Origin of the sequence: Sphingopyxis sp. YR583 (genome assembly GCF_900108295.1) — a bacterium.
GTDB lineage: Bacteria > Pseudomonadota > Alphaproteobacteria > Sphingomonadales > Sphingomonadaceae > Sphingopyxis.
On sequence record NZ_FNWK01000002.1, the window covers coordinates 189924 to 206561 of the forward strand.

The following is a 16638-nucleotide window of genomic DNA, read 5'->3' on the forward strand; positions in this document are numbered from 1 at the left end:
GGCCGCATCGGACGTGATTACGCTGGAAGCGGGCGAACGGTCCCGCTTCTGGGTCACGATCGATACCGAGGAGGATTTCGACTGGGAGGCGCCCTTTGCGCGCACGGGCTATCGCCTCGCATCGGTTCCCGCGCTTGCCGAATGTCAGGACTATTTCGAACGCGCCGCCGTTCGGCCCATCTACCTTGTCGACTGGCCGATCGTTGCCGATGACCGTGCGGTAGCCATCCTGCGTGCGGCGCAAGACGGTGGCCGCTGCGAAATCGGCGCGCAGCTTCATCCCTGGGTGACGCCGCCGCACGATGAAGAGGTGAATGAGCGCAACAGCTACACCGGAAACCTGCCCGAGGCTCTACAGCGCGCGAAAATGACGGCGCTCCGCGACGCGATCCGCGATCGCTTCGGCATCGCGCCCACGGTCTATCGTGCGGGACGTTACGGACTGGGCCCCGATAGCGCGGAGATGCTCGCCGAACTGGGGTTCCGCTGCGATACGTCGGTCCGTAGCGGGTTCGATTATCGCGCGGGATATGGGCCCGACTATCGCAACGCGCCATTGCATCCCTGGTGGGTTCGCACCGGACAGGGGGCCGTGCTCGAAATGCCGGTCACAACGGTCTTCGATGGTTGGCTCGGCGGTGCAGGTCGCGGCATCTACCACCGGATCGCGCGTAGCGGTACGTTTGCCGGTGCTGCGCTCGCCCGTCTGGGGCTTGTCGAGCGGATCGCGCTGACGCCCGAAGGTATTCCGGCCGAGCGAGCCTGCAAAGCGATCGATCTGGCGGTCGCGGCGCGGCTGCCGATCCTCAACTTCTCGTTTCACTCGCCATCGCTGCAGCCCGGAAATACCCCCTATGTCCGCAGCGGCGAGGATCTCTACACCTTCTACCGCTGGTGGGACATCGTGCTCGATCATCTGGCGCGTCGCGGCGTCGAAGCAACCAGCGCGGCCGAAATATTGGCGATGGCCAGGCGAAAAACTCCTTCCTGACCCAGCGCCTGATCGTTGGCGCTTGCCAATGCGCCGCCGCGTCCGCTATCGCCCGCACACCCCCTTCCGGGTTGAAAAGGGGGCCTGTAGCTCAACGGTTAGAGCTGGCCGCTCATAACGGCTAGGTTGCGGGTTCGAGTCCTGCCGGGCCCACCATTTTCCTGCCATTTCCCTTGCAAATCGAAATCGATACCTCTTCACTGCGGGCATAGAAGGAGAGGGACATGGGGAAGCGGCGGACGATCTTTCTTGGCGGCCTGGCGATTGTGGCGCTGATCGCGGGAACGGTGGCGGTACGGACCGCAACATTTGCGCCAGAGAATATCGCCGATGGCAGCGATATCCGGCTTGCCGCTATCCCGTCCTACGATCTCGACGCGGCGGTCGGACATCTGAGCGCGGCTGCCCAGATCAAGACGATTTCGCATCAGGATCCGGCTCAGAACGATATCGCCGAATGGGACCGCCTGCATATTTGGCTCGCGGCGACCTATCCCGCGACGCACCGGGTCATGGCGCGCACGATCCTGCCGAACCGGACGCTTGTCTATCACTGGCCGGGCAGTGACGCGTCGCTCGCGCCGATCATCGTCATGGCGCATCAGGATGTCGTGCCGGTCACCGAAGGGACCGAAGGCGACTGGAAATACCCGCCCTTTGCAGGGACGATCGCCGAAAAGGCGGTATGGGGCCGCGGAACGGTGGATGACAAGGGCTCGCTCATCGGCCTTTTCGAAGCGATAGAGGCGCTGGCCGCTAACGGCTTCAAGCCCAAGCGCGGCGTCTATCTCGTGTCGGGGCATGACGAGGAAGCGGGCGGATCGGGCGCTGTCGCCGCAGCCGCCAAGCTGAAAGCAGAGGGCGTGCGCGCGCTCTACACGCTCGACGAAGGCAGCGTCGTGCTGCGCGACACGCCGGTGATCGACGGGCCCGCCATCCTGATCGGCATCGCCGAGAAAGGCTATGCGACGCTCAAGGTCACTGCCAACGCACCCGGCGGCCACAGTTCGATGCCACCCGCCGAAACCGGCGTGACGACGCTGGCGCGCGCGGTGCTGGCGATAACCGACAGCCCGTTCCCGATCGAGATGCGAGGACCGGGAGCGGCGATGGTCGAGGCGCTTGCCGCGCACAAGGGCGGTACGACGAAGCTGGGGGTCGCGAACCAGTGGCTGCTCGGATCGCTGGTCAGGAAACAGCTCTCGGCGTCGCCCTCATCGGCGGCGGCGTTCCATACGACGATCGCGCCGACGATGCTCGAGGGCAGTCCCAAGGAGAATGTCCTCCCGCAATCGGCTAGTGCGCTCATCAACTATCGCATCGCGCCGTGGAACAGCTCGGCCGATGTGATGGCGCGCGCGAAGGCGGCGGTCGGCGACGCGCCTGTCGAACTCAGCTGGGTGAAACCGCCCAACGAGCCGTCGCGCGTCTCGTCGAGCAGCTCGCAAGGTTGGAAATATGTCGTTGCCGCGGCCCGCGCCGACGCACCCGACGCGGTCGTTGCCCCCTATCTGGTCGTCGCCGCCACCGACAGCCGCAGTATGGAGCCGATTTCGGAGGATGTGTATCGCTTCATGCCGATGCACTTCACGCTGAAGGAAACCGCGATGATCCACGGAACCAACGAGCATATGACGATCGACAGCTTCAAGCGCATGATCGATTTCTATGCGCGGTTGATCGCGACATCCGCTGGCTGATGATTTTGGGAAGATAGTGGTCGGGGAGACAGGATTCGAACCTGCGACATCCTGCTCCCAAAGCAGGCGCGCTACCGGGCTGCGCTACTCCCCGACTACTGCCCCGCGCCTTAGACAGGGTGGGAGCGCAAGTCTATCCCGCCTGAACGCGTTCGACGAAAAAGGCAGGCAAAGAAAAAGGCGGCCTTCCCGAAGGAAGACCGCCCGTTTCTAGTTTCAGTCAACGCCCCGAAGGGCTGCGACTTACTTCTTTTCTTCAGCCGGAGCAGCAGCGGCCGGAGCAGCAGCGGCGTCAGCCGGAGCGGCCGGGGCAGCAGCGGCGTCAGCCGGAGCAGCAGCTTCAGCGCCGGCAGCGGCAGCGTCGGCACCAGCAGCAGCGGCTTCAGCGCCGGCAGCAGCGGCATCGGCGCCTTCTTCAGCAACCGCTTCAGCGGCCGGAGCTTCGGTGGTGGCTTCTTCAGCAGCCTTTTCACCGCAAGCGGCGAGGGCGAACATGCTGGCAGCAACGGCGATAGCAGCAAACTTCTTCATGATGTGTGGGCTCCCTAAAATGCCTTAACGCGTCCGGGAAAACTTCCCGTACCGCGAGCCGCGGGATTTAGCCGTTCCGCATGAATCGTCAACAAAAATAATTGAGATGGCCGGGGCGCACGGGATTCTGTCATTTCTCCGTCATACTAAGGAAGCTCTTCGTTCGTGCTGTTCGCCAGAATCGCCAGAGTCGCGGCCCAAACCGTCACATTTTGTCGCAATTGCACGGGGTCGATCTTGTCGAGTGTGTCGTCTGGCGTGTGGTGGATGTCGAAATAACGTGTCCCATCCTGCGCCAGATCGACTGCCGGAACCCCTGCCTGCACGAGCGCGCCGATATCGGCGCCGCCGTTCGCCGGCTGCTTGCCGCGCACGACGCCGAACGGCATCAGCGCGGCCGCAATCCGGTCGCCCAGTGCCTTGGCGCTGTCGGGCAGCTTGAAATCGACGCGCCACACCCGGTCCGCTCCGAAGTCGGATTCGAGCGCGACGGCGTGTTTCGCTTTGCCGTGCGCGTCGAAATAGGCTTTGCCGCCGAAAACGCCGACCTCCTCGGCGCCCGCCCACAAGATACGTATCGTGCGGCGCGGTTGGCCCGCGCTCATCACATGCTTCGCTGCCGCGGTGATAATCCCACAGCCGGCAGCGTCGTCGATCGCCCCGGTACCAAGATCCCAACTGTCGAGATGGCAGGCGACGATGACCGGGCTGGCGGCCGGGTCGCTACCGGGCACTTCGGCGATGACATTGCCTGAGCGCTGCTGCCCGAGGTTCCGCGGCGTCAGGAGCAGTTTCAACCGAAGCGGCGCGGTAGCCCGGCTCGCCTCGACGCGTTTCCATTGCCGTACCAGCTGATCGGCGTCGGGATTGGAAACCGCGCCGGCGGGGATCGGCTTGACGCCCGCCTCGAAATTGGTGCCGCCGGTGTGCGGATTGCGGTGGCTGTCGGTTCCGATCGAGCGGATCACGACCGCGATCGCGCCTTTCTTTGCTGCGACATTCGCGCCGGTGAATCGCGCGCGGCCATATTGGCCATAGCCGCTGCCGTCCTGCGCGGCTTTCATCTGATGATCGATAAAGACGATCTTGCCTTTCACGAGATCGTCCGGCGCCGCGACGAGCGCATCATAGCTCGCGAAATAGACGACATCGCCCTCCAGCCCCTTGGGGCCCGTCGAGGCGCTGTTGCCGAGCGCGGCGATGTGAAGCTTCTGCGGCTGGAACGGGCTGATCAGCGACGCCTCTTCGATGCCGCGCACCCATGTCGGCATCATGAAGGGCTCCTCGCGCACATTCTGGAACCCCATTTCGGTCAGCCGCTTGACGCCCCAGCGCCGGGCCGCCGCCTCGGCTTCGGTCGCCGCCTGCCGCGGGCCGATTTCGGTTGTCAGCCCTTCGGTGATCGCCCAAGCCGGATCGTCGCCCTGCTGCGCCAGTTCGGCGGCGCTCGGAGCGGTCTCGGCCGACGTGGCGGTTGAGAGGAGGAGCGCGGCGATCCCGGCGAGGCCGGTGGGAGCGTGGGGGATTTTCATGCTGCTTTCGTAACGGCGTGCCTTGCGCGCGCAAGCGCCGATTGCCAAGTTCGCGCCCATTCGCTAACCGGCGGCCAACATTTCTCCCGGCCGCCCCGCGCGGCCCAGCCGATACCGGAGCATATCCCATGGCCGCCCAATATAGTTTCGTGATGAAGGGTCTGACCAAGACCTATCCCGGCGCGCAAAAGCCGACGCTCAACAACCTCAGCCTGCAATTTTATCCCGATGCCAAGATCGGCATCGTCGGCCCGAACGGTACGGGCAAGTCGACGCTGATGAAGATCATGGCGGGCATGGACACCGAATTTTCGGGCGAAGCCTGGCCGGGCGAAAATATCACCGTCGGCTATCTGGCGCAGGAGCCCGAGCTCGACCCGACCAAGACGGTCAAGGAGAACGTCATGGACGGCGTCCGTCCGGTTGCCGACATGATGGACCGATTCAACGAGATCAGCACGCTGATGGCCGATCCGCCCGCCGATGCCGATTTCGACGCGCTCATGGAAGAAATGGGCACGCTTCAGGAAAAGATCGACGCTGTCGATGGCTGGACGCTCGACAACCAGCTCGAAATCGCGATGGAAGCGCTGCGCTGCCCGCCGGGTGACTGGAGCGTCGAGAATCTGTCGGGCGGTGAACGCCGCCGCATCGCGCTGACGCGCCTGCTGCTCGAAAAGCCCTCGATCCTTCTGCTCGACGAACCGACCAACCATTTGGACGCCGAAAGCGTCGCCTGGCTCGAAAAGCATCTCGTCGACTATCCGGGCAACGTCATCCTCGTCACCCACGATCGCTACTTCCTCGACAATGTCGTGAACTGGATCCTCGAACTCGATCGCGGCCGCTATTTTGTCTACGAAGGCAATTATTCGACCTATCTCGAAAAGAAGGGCAAGCGCCTCGAACAGGAAGCGCGCGAGGATGCCGGTCGCCAGAAGGCGATCAAGGACGAACTCGAGTGGATCCGCCAGTCGCCGAAAGCCCGTCAGGCCAAGTCGAAGGCCCGTATCAAGAGCTTCGACCAGCTTATCGAAGCGCAGGAAAAGCGCATCCCCGGCAAGGCGCAGATCGTCATCCAGGTTCCCGAGCGCCTCGGCGGCAAGGTCATCGAGGTCGAGGGCATTTCCAAGGCCTATGGCGACAAACTGCTCTTCGAAGGCCTGTCCTTCACGCTCCCGCCGGGCGGCATCGTGGGCGTCATCGGTCCGAACGGCGCGGGCAAGTCGACGTTGTTCAAGCTGATCACCGGACAGGAAACGCCCGACAGCGGCAGCGTCACGATCGGCGACACCGTGCGCCTCGGCTACGTAGATCAAAGCCGCGACGCCCTCGACCCGAACAAGAATGTCTGGGAAGAAGTCTCGGGCGGCGCAGAAATGATGAGCATCGGCAAGCACGAGATGCAGACGCGCGCCTATGTCGGCGCCTTCAACTTCAAGGGGGTCGACCAGCAGAAGAAGGTCGGCCAGCTATCGGGCGGTGAACGCAACCGCGTCCATATGGCCAAGATGCTGAAGCAGGGCGGCAACGTGTTGCTGCTCGACGAACCGACCAACGACCTCGATACCGAAACGCTCGCGGCACTCGAAGAAGCGCTCGAAAATTTCGCGGGCTGCGCCGTGGTCATCAGCCATGACCGCTTCTTCCTTGATCGCCTCGCGACGCACATTCTTGCATTCGAGGGCGACAGCCATGTCGAATGGTTCGAAGGCAATTTCGAATCCTATGAGGAGGACAAGATCCGCCGCCTCGGCGACGATGCGACGCGTCCGCACGCGACGTCGTACAAGAAGCTGACGCGCTGATCTGATGGCGGGCAAGGGGGCGGCGCCAATTTCGTCGAGCGCGATCCGCATGGATGCGGACGCGCTCAACGACTTTTTGAAGGCGGCTTTCCCGCATTCGGAACCCGGATCGCGCGGGCATGTCGTGTCCGCCGCGCCGGGTTTTGTCCAGGCACGGATGGACCCGACCGACAAGGCGCTCCGCCCTGGCGGTTTGATTTCCGGGCCGACGCAGATGGGGTTCGCCGATATGGCGGCCTATGCCCTCGTGCTCGCGCACATCGGTCCCGTCGCGATGGCGGTGACGAGCGCTCTCAACTACCAGTTTTTGCGCCCGTGCCGTCCCGGCCCGCTCTTTGCCGACGCGCATATGCTGCGCCTTGGCAAGAGGCTTGCGGTAATGGATATCCGTATCTGGACCGACGACGCCGAAAAGCCGGTGGGGCAGGCGAATGTGACTTACGCAATTCCCTGACGGAAATTGTCAGAAAAGCCGTTCGTTTTTGATCGAGGTGGAATCACAACGCCCGGGCCTCGTTCCCAAGACCCGGGCGCCTGTGACGAACACTCGCCATCCCCCTTTGTTGCAGGCCCGGCGAAAGGCCTGCACTCCCTGGAGCCGGGCCTTTGGGCCGCGTTGAACCAGAAGCCATGTCGGTAGGTCGGCAGGGGGGCTTTGTCACCCTCTGACGGGTAGTTGAGCCCGCTTTTGGAAGGCGCTGTGACCTATCGGCAACACATTTTGCAACTCATCTGCAGTTTGACGCCATGCCGGCGACCATTGCCAGCGCTTCAAGCGCCGCCTAAAGCGACGCTATGCGTGTCATTCCTCGTACGCCGCAAGGGCTTCTCATCCTATGATTCTGCGGCCTTACGAACGCACCATCTTTAAACGCTATTTGCTTCCGCAGCGCGGCGAAGGGTTTATTTTCGTCGCTGCGGCATTCAGCTTTACAGCGGTCATGCTTGGCGTCGCGGCGCTGGTGATCGTGATGAGCGTGATGAACGGCGTGCGGAGCGACCTGTTCGACAAAATCGTCGGATTGAACGGCCATGCGGTCGTGCAGGGCTTCGGCGGTCGGATCGACGATTGGCAGGATGTGCTGAAGCAGGCGAAGGCGACGCCCGGCATTGTTTCGGCAACACCGCTGATCGAGCAGCCCTTGCTGGGCACGTTCAGCGGACGGGTCGAAGGAATATTGGTGCGCGGGATGACCGTGCCTGACATCCGCAAGAATGAGACGCTGAACGGCAAGGTGCTGCAGGGAGATCTTGCGACACTGACCCCCGGATCGGGGAATGTCGCGATCGGCAGCGAGTTGGCGCGCAATCTTGGCGCCACCGTGGGGTCGAACTTGACCATCATCAATCCGGCGGGGCGGTCGACGCCCTTCGGCACGGTGCCGCGCGAAATCAGCTATCGCATATCGGCGATTTTCGAGATCGGCGTCTATGATTTCGACAAGGCCTATGTTGTGATGCCGATGGAGGATGCGCAATTGCTGCTGCTCACCGGCGACCAGGTCCAGATGATCGAGGTGAAGACAACGGACCCGGACAAGGTCGGAGAGATATTGCGGCCGCTCGCCGAGAAAGTGGCGTCAAAGGCGGTTGTCTCGGACTGGAGATCGATGAACGCCAGCTTGTTCGAGGCCTTGTCGATCGAGCGCGTGGCGATGTTCGTGATCCTGTCGCTGATCATCCTCGTCGCCTCGTTCAACATCATCTCGTCGCTGATCATGCTCGTGCGGGCAAAAACGCGCGATATGGCGATATTGCGCACGATGGGCGCGCCGCGCGATTCGGTGATGCGCATCTTCATGGCGATCGGCCTCTCGATCGGCCTCGCCGGGACGATCGCCGGGATGATCGTCGGCTTCAGCCTGCTCTATTTTCGCCAGAGCGTGCTGCGCGGGGTCGAGTTTCTGACCGGCCAGCCGCTGTGGGATCCGTCGATCCGCTTCCTCACCGAATTGCCGTCGAAGCCCGATCCGTTCGAGATCACGGCGATTGTCATCATGGTGATCGTCTTCAGCTTCCTCGCGACTTTGTACCCGGCATATAAGGCCGCCAATACTGACCCCGTGCAGGTCCTGCGTTATGAGTGATGTGGCACTGGAACTCGTCGCGCTGAAGCGCAGCTTCACGCAAGGCGACGTCACGATCGAGGTGCTGCGCGGCGTGAACGCGACGCTGAAGCGCGGCGAGATTGTTGCGCTACTCGGGCCGTCGGGATCGGGCAAATCGACGATGCTGCAAGCTGTTGGCTTGCTCGAAGGCGGTTTCGATGGGACGATCCGGATCGACGGCGAAGATGTGACCCGCTTCGAACAGGGCGAGCGGACGAAGACGCGCCGCGAGAAAATCGGGTTTGTCTATCAATTCCATCACCTGCTGCCCGATTTCAACGCGATCGAGAATGTCGTGCTGCCGCAGTTGATCCGTGGCGCGGGACAAAAAGAGGCGGAAGAACGCGCAGCGGATCTGCTCGGGCGTCTTGGCCTTGGCGAGCGGCTGCATCACAAGCCGAGTAAATTATCGGGCGGCGAGCAACAGCGCGTCGCCGTCGCTCGCTCATTGGCGAACCGGCCGCTTCTTGTGCTTGCCGACGAGCCGACGGGCAATCTTGACGAAGCGACCGCCGATCGGGTGTTCGACCAGTTCGTCAAGTTGGTGCGCGACCATGGCTCGGCGGCGTTGGTGGCGACCCATAATGAGCGGTTGGCGGCGAAAATGGACCGGGTGCTGCGGTTGCACGAGGGGCATATCGAGGCGTAGGCTGGCAATAGTGGAGGGGATCAACGATGGCGCTTTATGATCTTTCGGCAAAGCTACCGGGCGGCGGAACGCAGTCGCTCTCGGATTATAAGGGCAAGGTGCTGCTGATCGTTAACACCGCCTCCAAATGCGGCTTCACTCCGCAGTATGAGGGGCTGGAAGAGCTATACCGCGATTACAAGGATCGCGGGTTCGAGATCCTTGCCTTTCCCTGTAACCAGTTCGGCGCGCAGGAGCCGGGCGATGCTGAAGAAATCAGGAACTTCTGCTCGCTGACCTATGACGTGTCCTTCCCGCTGATGGCGAAGATCGACGTCAATGGCGACGACGCCGATCTGATCTTCAAACATCTGAAGAAGGAAAAGACCGGGCTTCTTGGCAGCGGGATCAAATGGAATTTCACCAAATTCCTTGTCGATCGGAACGGCAAGACCGTCTCGCGCCACGCGCCGACGACCAAGCCCGAGCAATTGCGCAAAGAGATCGAGGAACTTTTGGGTTAAGCCTTGGCAGAATCACCGCTGTCACTGTAGCGTCATCCGATGGCCTACAGCCCCTTTGTTCCCCTGCGCGTCTTTTCCAGTTTCACGATGCTGGAGGGGGCGATCGAGCCCAAGCTGATCGCGAAAGCGGCGCGCGAGCGCGGATTTCCGGCAATCGCGGTTGCCGATCGCAACGGGCTGTATGGCGTCATGGCCTTTGGCGAGGCGTGCAAGGCCGCCGGCGTGCAGCCGATCGTCGGCACGCTGCTCAGCGTCGCGCGTCCGGGGCAGCGGCTCGCGAACGGCGCGCCGATCATCGACTGGCTGGCGCTCTATGCGCAGGATAATGCGGGCTATGACAATTTGTGTGCGCTTGTGTCCGCAGCGCATCTTGGCCGCCCGGTAGAACAGGATCCGCATGTGCTGCTGTCCGATATCGCGGGCAAGACCGACGGGCTGATCTGCCTGACCGGCGGCGGCGAGGGCGCGCTGGCGCGGCTGCTCGCGGGTGAGCAAAAGGCGGCGGCGGAAGATTATGTCGAGCAATTGGAAGCCTTGTTCGGCGGGCGGCTCTACATCGAATTGTCGCGGCGCGGCGATGCGACCGAGATCGCCGCCGAAGCGGCTCTGATCGATCTGGTCTATGCGCGTGCACTACCAGTCGTCGCAACCAACCCCGCGAATTTCGTCGAGCCGAACTTTCACGCCGCGCACGATGCGATGCTGTGCATTGCGCAGTCGGCTTATGTCGAGAGCGAGGACCGGCGCGTATCGAGCCCCGAGGCATGGCTGAAGCCGGCCGAGGCCATGGAGGACGCATTTTCGGATTTGCCCGAGGCGATCCACAACACGTTGGTGATCGCGCAGCGATGTGCGTTCATGGCGCCGAAGCGTGCGCCGATTCTGCCGAGTCTCGCGGGCGACCGCGAGGGCGAGGCGGCGCAGCTCAAGGCTGACGCGCATGCGGGCCTTGCGGCGCGGCTCTCGCATTATCCCGAGCTCTCCAACGAGGAGCGACAGGCCTATGTCGAGCGGCTCGATTTCGAGGTCGGGGTCATCGTCCAGATGGGTTTCCCCGGCTACTTCCTGATCGTTGCCGATTTCATTAAATGGGCGAAGACGCACGATATTCCCGTGGGGCCGGGGCGCGGCTCGGGCGCGGGTAGCGTCGTTGCCTGGGCGCTGACGATCACCGATCTCGATCCGCTCAAGCTCGGCCTGCTGTTCGAACGCTTCCTCAACCCCGAGCGCGTGTCGATGCCCGACTTCGACATCGACTTCTGCGAAACGCGGCGCGGCGAGGTGATCCGCTATGTGCAAGAAAAATACGGCCGCGACACCGTCGCGCAGATCATCACCTTCGGTAAGCTGAAGGCGCGCGCGGTTCTCAAGGATACCGGCCGCGTGCTCCAGATGAGCTACGGACAGGTCGACCGGCTGGCGAAGCTGGTACCAAACCATCCGACCGACCCCTGGACGCTCGAACGCGCGCTGAACGGCGTCGCCGAGCTGATGACCGAATATAAGCAGGACGACGGGGTCCGCCGCCTGTTCGACATGGCGCGCCAATTGGAAGGCTTGCCGCGTCACAGCTCGACCCACGCTGCGGGTGTGGTGATCGGCGACCGTCCACTCGACCAGCTCGTCCCGCTGTATCGCGATCCGCGTTCGGACATGCCGGTGACCCAGTTCGACATGAAATATGTCGAAACCGCCGGTCTTGTGAAATTCGACTTCCTCGGGCTCAAGACGCTGTCTGTGCTGAAGGAGGCGAAACGCCTGCTTGCGCTGCGCGGGGTCGATGTCGATCTCGATGCGCTCGCGTGGGACGATACGGCGGTTTACGAGCTGCTCCAGCGCGGCGAGACCGTCGGGGTGTTCCAGCTGGAATCCGAAGGGATGCGGCGCACGCTGTCGGCGGTGAAGCCGACCAATTTCGGTGATATCATCGCGCTCGTCGCGCTCTATCGGCCGGGACCGATGGACAATATTCCACTGTTCGGCGCGCGCAAGAACGGGCGCGAGCCGATCGCCTATCCGCACCCGTTGCTCGAAGGCATTCTTGCCGAAACATATGGCATCTTCGTCTATCAGGAGCAGGTGATGCAGGCGGCGCAGATCCTCGCCGGCTACAGCCTCGGCGGCGCCGACTTGCTTCGACGCGCGATGGGCAAGAAGGTCCAGGCCGAAATGGACGCGCAGCGCGAAACCTTTGTGAAGGGCTGCGGCGAGCATAACCAGATTGCGCCCAAGGCCGCGAACGAGCTGTTCGACTTGATCGACAAGTTCGCGGGCTATGGCTTCAACAAGAGCCACGCCGCCGCTTATGCGCTACTGTCTTATCAGACAGCATGGCTGAAGGCGCATTATCCGCATGAATTCTTTGCGGCATCGATGTCGTTCGATAGTCACCAGACCGACAAATTGTCGATCTTCATCGACGATATGCGCCGCCTCGGCGTCGGCATCGCGCCGCCGTCAGTTAACGACAGCGAGGCCGATTTCTCTGTCGGACGCGGCGACGACGGGCTGACCGTCCGATATGCGCTTGGCGCGCTCAAGGGCGTCGGGGAAAAGGCGATGGAAGCGCTGGTCGCTGAACGTGCCAAGGGTGATTTCGCCTCTCTCGACGATTTCGCGAGCCGCATCGACCCGAAGCTGCTCAATCGGCGCCAGATCGAGGCGCTGGCGGGTGCGGGCGCGTTCGATTGTATCGAAGCTGACAGACCGCGCGCCTTCGCCGGTGCAGAAAGCTTGCTCGCCTGTGCCAACAGCTCTGCACACGAACGTTCGACGGGGCAGGGCGGCCTGTTCGGCGGCGACATTGCGATTGCCCCGGCGTTGCAACTTCCCGCCGCCGAACCCTGGACGCTCGCCGAGCGGATGACGCGTGAAAAGGATGCCTTCGGCTTCTATTTCTCGTCGCATCCGGTCGAGCAATATGAAGCGATTATTTCGGCTCGCGGTGCGCGGTCTTATGGCGATATATGCGCCAATGTCGAAATGACACCGGGCACGCGCATCCCGATGGTGATGGCTGGCATGGTCGAAAGCGCGCGGCCGCGCGTGTCGCAGCGCGGCAATCGCTTTCTCAATCTGACCTTGTCGGATCGTAGCGGACAATTCCAATCGAGCTGTTTCGACGAGATCGCGGGCAAGACGCTCGAGGCGCTGGCGGCCGACGGCGGCTGCGCAATCCTATCGGTCGAACTCGACCTGCTCGAGGGTGAGGAAACGCCTCGCGTGACGGTACGCGGCGCTCAGTCGCTGTTGGATATTGCAGCGACCGCCGCCCTGCAGTTGACGTGCCGCGTCGATCAGCCCGACGCGATACCCGAAATCGCGCGCTTGCTGGAAACGCGCGACGACGCGCGCGGGAAAGTCGTCATCGCAACGCGCGATCCGCTGACCGACGAGGATGTTCGGATCGAGTTGGGACGCGGTTTCGCACTGGGCCCCGATACGGTTTCGCGTTTCGAGATGGTCGCCGGGATCACCGAGGCGGCGCTTTCGCTGGTTGCGCAGCGCGAATTTCGCGTCCGTTAGGATGACCGAAGGCAAGACCCCGGGTAGCTGCCTTTGTGGTGCGGTGCAGTTCGAGATTTCGGGCGGATTCGATGCCTTTTTCCTGTGCCATTGTTCGCGATGCCGAAAGAATAGTGGGTCGGCGCACGGCGCCAATCTGTTTGCGACCGGCGCAACGATCGACTGGTTGTCGGGCAAGGAAATGGTGGCTCGGTTCCGGTTGCCCGAAACGCGTCATGAAAGGAGCTTTTGCAGCAGGTGCGGATCGGCGCTTCCCGTCGAGCAGATGGATGGCGCGCTGCTTGTCGTTCCGGCCGGAAGCCTTGACGGATCCGTCGCCATTCGCCCCACCGCTCATATCTGTTGCGCCAGCCGCGCGGAATGGGATGTCGACCTGATCGATGTCCCTCATATCGACGGTCTGCCCAGCTGAATCGACGATAGCCGCCGCCTTTCGGGAAAACGATGTGCAACCCTTTGCGATTGGGGGAGCGGTTGTTTCCGGCTTGGCCCTTGCGCGGCGACCGTTTCCAGCCCTATTCCTTGAGAGCAACGATAATTTGAGGATGCCTGAATATGGGAATGCAGGGCCAGCCGCTGCTCGTCACGAGCCTGATCGACCATGCCGCGCGCGAACATGCCGGGCGCGAAATCGTCTCGCGCTGGGCCGACGGCAGCATGACGCGCACGACGTGGGACGATGTCGGCAAGGATGCGCGCCGCTTTGCCGCCGCGATGACCCGGCTGGGAATGAAGAAGGGCGATCGCATCGCGACGCTGGCGATGAACCACGCGCATCATCTGGTCAGCTGGTACGGCAGCGCCGGTCTCGGTGGGGTGCTGCACACGGTCAACCCGCGGCTGTTCGACGAGCAACTCGTTTATATCATCAACCATGCTGAAGACCGCGTGCTGTTCTTCGATGCGATGTTCCTGCCGATCGTCGAGCGGCTGCGCGGCCAGTTGCCTACGGTCGAGCATTTCATCCTGTTCGATGCGCCGGAAAAGGGCGATTATAAAAGCTATCGCGACCTAATCGATGCCGAGGACGGCAGTTTCGAATGGGTGGAGCTCGACGAGCGCGATCCGGTGGGGCTTTGCTATACCAGCGGGACGACGGGAAACCCGAAGGGCGTGCTTTATGAGCATCGCTCGAACGTCATCCATGCGATTACCGAGATCCAGCCCGATGTGTTCGACATGTCGAACCGCAGCGTCATCCTGCCGATCGTGCCCATGTTCCATGCAAATAGCTGGGGTATCCCTTTTGCGGCGGCGACTGTGGGTGCGAAACTGGTGTTTTCGGCGACCAACGATGCGCAGATACTTTGCGACCTAATGCACGGCGAGGGTGTGACGCACAGCGCCGGTGTCCCGACGGTCTGGCTCGCGATGTTCGGGCATATGGATGCGACGGGTATCGATTACGGCAAATTGCAGCGGGTCATCATCGGCGGATCGGCGGCGCCGCGCGCCATGATCGAACGCTTTATGAAGGCAGGCGTAGAGGTCGCGCACGCATGGGGCATGACCGAGACCTCACCGATCGGCACGATGGGCAAGCGTCCGTGGAACTGGGACGAGATGAGTTTCGACGAACAGGTCGATGTCGTGTGCCGCCAGGGCTGCCCGCCGTTCGGCGTCGAACTGCGCATCGTAGACGATGAGGACAATGAGCTGCCGCGCGACGGGGTGACGAGCGGGCGGTTGCAATGCCGCGGACCTTGGATCATCCAGCGCTATTTCAAGGGCGACCAGGACGCGACCGATGGCGAAGGCTGGTTCGACACCGGCGATGTGTCGGTCATCCATCCCGACGGCGTCATGCAGATTACTGACCGTGCGAAGGATGTCATCAAGTCGGGCGGCGAATGGATCAGCTCGATCGAGCTGGAAAATGCCGCGGTCGGCGCGCCGGGCGTGCAGGAAGCCGCCGCGGTGGGGGTCTATCACCCCAAATGGGACGAACGACCCATATTGTTGATTGTGAGGAAGCCGGGCGCCGATACGAGCGAAGCGGCGATCGCCGATTACCTGAAGGACAAGGTCGCCAAATGGTGGCTGCCCGACGAGATCGTCTTTGTCGATGAATTGCCGCACACCGCGACCGGCAAGATTCTGAAACGCCAGATCCGTGACGATTACAAGGATTACAAGCTACGGTCGCTGACGGCCGCCTAGAACAACTCCATCTGGCCGTCGCGTTCGGGCGGCCTGAACAGGTCGCAGCGGATGGGAGGGAAACTCTTGTCCATGCCATGTTCGCGCGCCGCGCGTTTGACGCGGGTGCGGATGAGCTGCGCCCAGACGCCGTGCCCTTTCATCCGCGTGAAGAAATTCGGGTCATTGTCGCGGCCACCACGAATGTCCTGCACCATATGCATCACCTTGTCGGCGCGGTCGGGGTAATGCGCGGCGAGCCAGGCTCGGAACAGCGGGGCGACCTCGTAGGGCAGGCGCATGAGGATATAGGAGGCGCGGATCGCACCCGCTTCGGCTGCTGCTGCCATGATCGCCTCGATCTCGTGATCGGTGATCGCGGGAATGATCGGCGAAATATTGACCTGCGTCGGTACGCCCGCGTCGATCAGCTGGCGGATCGCGGCGAGGCGTCGGCGTGGATGCGGCGCGCGCGGCTCGAGCGTGCGGGCGATCTTGGCGTCGAGCGTCGTTACCGATACCGCGACGCCCACAAGATTATCGCGCGCCATGTCGGCGAGCAGGTCTAGGTCGCGCATCAGCCGGTCGGACTTGGTCGTGATGATGAGCGGGTGCCGCGTTTCGGCGAGGACTTCGACGATCGACCGCGTGATACCCCATTCGCGTTCGACTGGCTGGTAGCCGTCGGTGTTGGTCCCGATCGCGATCGGCGCGACCCTGTAGCCCCGCTTCGCCAGTTCCGAACGAAGGAGCTTGGCCGCGTCGGGTTTGGCGAAGAGCCTGCTTTCGAAGTCGAGCCCCGGCGACAGGTCGTGGAACGCGTGCGTCGGGCGCGCAAAACAATAAATGCAGCCATGCTCGCAGCCGCGATAGGGATTGATCGAACGATCGAAGCCGATGTCGGGCGAGCTGTTGCGCGAGATGATCGTTTTCGGATGCTCGACCGTCACCGTCGTGCGCAACCTGGGCGCTTCGCCGTCGATATCCTCTGCCGCATCAAGCCAGTCGCCGTCTACGATGCGTTCGGCCGCACCGGTTCGCGTCGGGCGTAAATTTGTCGGTGCGCCGCGGCCCGCGATCGGGGGGAGGGATTTCGGCGATTCCATCGGCCAAGGATATTGCGCTGATTGGAACAAAGAAAGAACAAATGCG

13 protein-coding genes and 2 tRNA genes are annotated in these 16638 nt (G+C 62.6%); 11 read left to right on the top strand and 4 right to left on the bottom strand.

Annotation, left to right across the window (positions count from 1 at the left end; translation table 11 throughout):
• Nucleotides 1-13 precede the first annotated feature (13 nt).
• The 3 genes from BLW56_RS12900 to BLW56_RS12910 all read left to right on the top strand — a co-directional run bounded on the left by BLW56_RS12900 (nucleotide 14) and on the right by BLW56_RS12910 (nucleotide 2691).
• Nucleotides 14-991: a polysaccharide deacetylase family protein gene (locus BLW56_RS12900; protein WP_256203454.1), complete on the top strand. Its 978-nt coding sequence runs from the start codon at nucleotides 14-16 to the stop codon at nucleotides 989-991.
• A gap of 80 nt (nucleotides 992-1071) precedes the next feature.
• A tRNA-Ile gene (locus BLW56_RS12905) sits at nucleotides 1072-1147 on the top strand.
• Nucleotides 1148-1215: 68 nt separating this feature from the next.
• The gene (locus tag BLW56_RS12910; protein WP_093511102.1) at nucleotides 1216-2691 is read left to right on the top strand and encodes a M20 family peptidase; all 1476 of its coding nucleotides are present in this window, start codon (nucleotides 1216-1218) and stop codon (nucleotides 2689-2691) included.
• 17 nt (nucleotides 2692-2708) lie between these two features.
• Here BLW56_RS12910 and BLW56_RS12915 read toward each other — a convergent pair.
• The 3 genes from BLW56_RS12915 to BLW56_RS12925 form a co-directional block, all read right to left on the bottom strand.
• Nucleotides 2709-2785, bottom strand: a tRNA-Pro gene (locus BLW56_RS12915).
• A gap of 16 nt (nucleotides 2786-2801) precedes the next feature.
• On the bottom strand, nucleotides 2802-3164 hold the full coding sequence (locus tag BLW56_RS20650; RefSeq protein ID WP_177175965.1) for a hypothetical protein: 363 nt from the start codon (nucleotides 3162-3164) through the stop codon (nucleotides 2802-2804).
• 204 nt (nucleotides 3165-3368) lie between these two features.
• Nucleotides 3369-4754 (bottom strand): M28 family peptidase, encoded by a 1386-nt coding sequence (locus tag BLW56_RS12925; protein WP_093511588.1) that lies wholly within the window; start codon nucleotides 4752-4754, stop codon nucleotides 3369-3371.
• Between the two features lie 128 nt (nucleotides 4755-4882).
• Here BLW56_RS12925 and ettA point away from each other — a divergent pair, with 128 nt between their 5' ends.
• The 8 genes from ettA to BLW56_RS12965 all read left to right on the top strand — a co-directional run bounded on the left by ettA (nucleotide 4883) and on the right by BLW56_RS12965 (nucleotide 15507).
• Entirely contained in the window at nucleotides 4883-6562 is a 1680-nt protein-coding gene (gene ettA, locus BLW56_RS12930; RefSeq protein WP_093511104.1) for an energy-dependent translational throttle protein EttA, read from the top strand.
• Between the two features lie 4 nt (nucleotides 6563-6566).
• On the top strand, nucleotides 6567-7016 hold the full coding sequence (locus tag BLW56_RS12935; RefSeq protein WP_093511105.1) for a PaaI family thioesterase: 450 nt from the start codon (nucleotides 6567-6569) through the stop codon (nucleotides 7014-7016).
• A 382-nt stretch (nucleotides 7017-7398) separates the two neighbouring features.
• Nucleotides 7399-8649: a lipoprotein-releasing ABC transporter permease subunit gene (locus BLW56_RS12940; RefSeq protein WP_093511106.1), complete on the top strand. Its 1251-nt coding sequence runs from the start codon at nucleotides 7399-7401 to the stop codon at nucleotides 8647-8649.
• Nucleotides 8642-9319 (top strand): ABC transporter ATP-binding protein, encoded by a 678-nt coding sequence (locus BLW56_RS12945; RefSeq protein ID WP_093511107.1) that lies wholly within the window; start codon nucleotides 8642-8644, stop codon nucleotides 9317-9319. The genes BLW56_RS12940 and BLW56_RS12945 overlap by 8 nt, the downstream gene beginning before the upstream one ends.
• A gap of 26 nt (nucleotides 9320-9345) precedes the next feature.
• Nucleotides 9346-9822, top strand: a complete 477-nt coding sequence (locus BLW56_RS12950) for a glutathione peroxidase (RefSeq protein ID WP_093511108.1) — start codon at nucleotides 9346-9348, stop codon at nucleotides 9820-9822.
• A gap of 39 nt (nucleotides 9823-9861) precedes the next feature.
• Nucleotides 9862-13347, top strand: a complete 3486-nt coding sequence (gene dnaE, locus BLW56_RS12955) for a DNA polymerase III subunit alpha (protein WP_093511109.1) — start codon at nucleotides 9862-9864, stop codon at nucleotides 13345-13347.
• Nucleotide 13348: 1 nt separating this feature from the next.
• Complete coding sequence (locus BLW56_RS12960; RefSeq protein ID WP_093511110.1) at nucleotides 13349-13759, top strand: GFA family protein; 411 nt, start codon at nucleotides 13349-13351, stop codon at nucleotides 13757-13759.
• 143 nt (nucleotides 13760-13902) lie between these two features.
• On the top strand, nucleotides 13903-15507 hold the full coding sequence (locus BLW56_RS12965) for a long-chain fatty acid--CoA ligase (RefSeq protein WP_093511111.1): 1605 nt from the start codon (nucleotides 13903-13905) through the stop codon (nucleotides 15505-15507).
• Here the strand turns inward: BLW56_RS12965 and BLW56_RS12970 are convergent.
• A complete protein-coding gene (locus tag BLW56_RS12970) occupies nucleotides 15504-16592 on the bottom strand; it encodes a PA0069 family radical SAM protein (protein WP_093511112.1) in 1089 nt (362 codons plus the stop codon). The two genes, BLW56_RS12965 and BLW56_RS12970, sit on opposite strands and share 4 nt — an antisense overlap.
• Between the last annotated feature and the right edge of the window lie 46 nt (nucleotides 16593-16638).